At 72.6% G+C, this 2992-nt stretch carries 2 protein-coding genes; both read left to right on the forward strand.

Translation table 11 applies throughout. From position 1 onward, the window contains the following. The first annotated feature begins 158 nt into the window (after nt 1-158). The gene (locus AB0C69_RS40575) at nt 159-1142 is read left to right on the forward strand and encodes a DUF2804 domain-containing protein (RefSeq protein ID WP_360361839.1); all 984 of its coding nucleotides are present in this window, start codon (nt 159-161) and stop codon (nt 1140-1142) included. A 164-nt stretch (nt 1143-1306) separates the two neighbouring features. After that, nucleotides 1307-2875 (forward strand): carboxylesterase family protein, encoded by a 1569-nt coding sequence (locus AB0C69_RS40580; RefSeq protein WP_360361842.1) that lies wholly within the window; start codon nt 1307-1309, stop codon nt 2873-2875. Nucleotides 2876-2992: the final 117 nt, after the last annotated feature.

Genomic DNA, 2992 nt, shown 5'->3' on the forward strand with positions numbered 1-2992 from the left:
AGCTCACCACCGACCGCCAGCGCCCCGACGCGATCCGCCGGTCCGCGCCTCGAGAGAAACTCTGGCCCAGGTATGGACTTATTTAAACGGGCCCGTGTCCGAGGCTGAACCGTTCCAGGGACCACGGCGCCGCGCGGACCGCTCGGTAGCCTCGGAACATGCCGACCCATGAGCGCGAGATCACCGAGCCCGTCGACCTGTGCACGCCGGACGGGCGGCTCGATCCGCGGGCGGTCGGCTGGACGCGGCGCCCGCTGCACCGCGCGAACCTGCGCGGGTGGGGGCGGGCCAAGCGCTGGGAGTACTGGGGCCTCGTCACGCCCCGGCACATCGTCGGGCTGGTCGCCTCGTCGCTCGACTACGCCGCGGTCCACGGCGTGTACGTGCTGGACCGCGGGACGGGCGAGGAGATCTCCCGGGACGGGGTGGTCCCCTTCGCGCGCGGCGCGGTGTTCCCCGACCGCAGCGGCTCCGGGGAGGCGTCGGTGCGCGGGGCGGGCTTCGCGGTCGGCGTCCGGCAGGACCCGTCCGGCTCGCGGCTGCGGGCGCTGGTCCCCGGGGTGGTGGACCTGGACGTCCGGGTCCCGCTGCCGAGCGGCCACGAGTCGCTCGGCGTGGTGGTCCCCTGGAGCGACCGGCGCTTCCAGTACACGGTCAAGGACGTCGGGCGCCCCGTGCACGGGCGGCTGCGGCTCCCGTCCGGCGACCACGAGATCGGGGACGGCGCGTTCGCCGTCCTCGACCACGGGCGCGGCAAGTGGCCGTACCGCATGACGTGGAACTGGGCGGCGGCGAGCGGCCCCGGCCTGGCCCTGCAGCTCGGCGGCACATGGACCGACGGCACCGGCATGACGGAGAACGCGCTGTTCATCGGCGGCCGGCTGCACAAGATCGGCGACGAGCTCGACTGGTCCTACGACCGCGGCGACCGGCTGCGCCCCTGGACGATCCGCGGGCCCCGCGTCGAGGCCGAGTTCCGGCCCTTCCACGAGAAGGTCGCGCGGACGGAGCTCGGCGTCGTCGGCAGCGAGACCCACCAGTGCTTCGGCCACTTCAGCGGCCGCGCCCAGGCCGACGACGGCACCTGGCTCGACTTCGACGGCCTCACCGGCTGGGCGGAGGAGGCCCGCCAGCGGTGGTGAGCCGCGCCGCGGCCCACCGCCGCGACCATGTCCGGAATTTGCGGATCGTGTCGTAGATGAACACGTTGGCCACTCGCGTCCTTTTCGAGATCAAGCGCTGATGTGATGCGAAGAGATCGGCCGTTCGGGGGGTGTCAGAAAGAGTCACGCTGAAAGGGGACCCTGTGAGACTCACCGCCATCGCGCTGCTCGCATCCGCTCTCGTCTTAGGAGGGACGGCTCCGGCCGCGGCCCAGCACCGGGCACCGGACTCGTCCGCCGTCGTCCGCACCGACCTGGGGTTGGTGCGAGGCCAGGTGCGGCAGGACCACCGCCTGTTCCAGGGCATCCCGTTCGCCGCGCCGCCCACGGGGGACCGGCGCTTCAGGCCGCCGCAGCCGGCGCGGCCGTGGCAGGACGTGCGCGACGCCACCTCCCCGCGCGGCCAGTGCGCGCAGCTTCCCGCGCCTTACGGGGGTGAGACGAGCTACGAGGAAGACTGCCTCTATCTGAACGTCACCACGCCGGACCGTGCGCAACGCAAGCACGGACTGCCCGTCATGGTGTGGGTGCACGGCGGCGGCAACACGACCGGTACCGCGAGCATCTACAACGCCGCCAAACTGGCCGTGGAAGGCGGCGTCGTGGTCGTCACGATCAACTACCGCCTCGGCGCGTTCGGCTGGCTCGCGCACCCCGGCCTGGAGTCCGGCGCCGACCGGCGCTACCAGACGGGCAACTACGGCCTGCTCGACCAGCAGGCGGCCCTGCGCTGGGTCCAGCGCAACGCCGAGGCCTTCGGCGGGAACCCCGGAAACGTCACGCTGTTCGGCGAGTCCGCGGGTTCGTGGAACGCCTGCGCCAACCTCGCCTCTCCCGCCGCCGCGGGCCTGTTCCACAAGGTCATCGCGCAGAGCTACTCCTGTACCGCGCCCGCCCGCACGGAGTCCTCGGCCGAGGCCGAAGGGGTGACGATCGCCAAGGCCATGGGGTGCGACAAGGGCTCGGACGCGGCCGACGCCGTGTGCCTGCGCGCGACGCCCGTCAAGACGGTGCTGGAGACCTTCGAGGCCAAGGCCACGGACGCGGGTCCTGTAGCGGGCGGTGACCGCGTCCTGCCGCTGCAGCCCGAGCAGGCGATCGAACGGGGCCGCTTCAACCGGGTCCCGGTCATGCACGGCAACACGCTGGACGAGATGCGCCTGTTCGTCTCCCTCTCCTATCCGGACCCCATCACCGCCGCTCAGTACGAGGACATCGTCCGCTCCGCCTACGGCGCCGACGCCGGCAAGGTACTGGCCCGCTACCCGGCGGGGGCCTATCCGGAGCCCAGGATCGCGCTGGCGACGCTCCAGACGGACTCCAACGAAGTGCTCTCGGCGTGCGTGCACCAGAACGCGTTCCGCCTGCTCGACCGCGCGGGCGTCCCGGTGTACGCGTACCAGTTCGCCGACCGGGGCGCTCCGCCGCTGCTCGACGTCCCCGGCTTCGAGGAGGGCGCCGAGCACGCCAGCGAGCTGACGTTCCTGTTCCCGGGGCTGATCGGCACGCTGACCCCGGCGCAGCAGCGGCTCTCCGACGCCATGGTGGGCTACTGGACGTCCTTCGCCCGCGACGGCAGGCCGCAGGCCCGTCAGGCGCCGCACTGGCCGCGCTTCCGCTCGTCGGGCGACGTCCTGTCCCTGGCGCCTGACGCCGTTCACCGCACCGACACCGCCACGACCGCGAACTGCTCTTTCTGGAACTCTCTCTGACCCGGCGCGCGGCCGCCCTCGGCCGTTCGGGCACGAACGACCTCGGCCCCCCGCCGTGGATCTTCTGGCTCAGGTAGAGCCCGCACCCCCTGAGGACGGGTGCGGCCGGTGGCGGAG

Source organism: Actinomadura sp. NPDC048032, from assembly GCF_040653175.1.
Lineage (GTDB): Bacteria > Actinomycetota > Actinomycetes > Streptosporangiales > Streptosporangiaceae > Spirillospora > Spirillospora verrucosospora.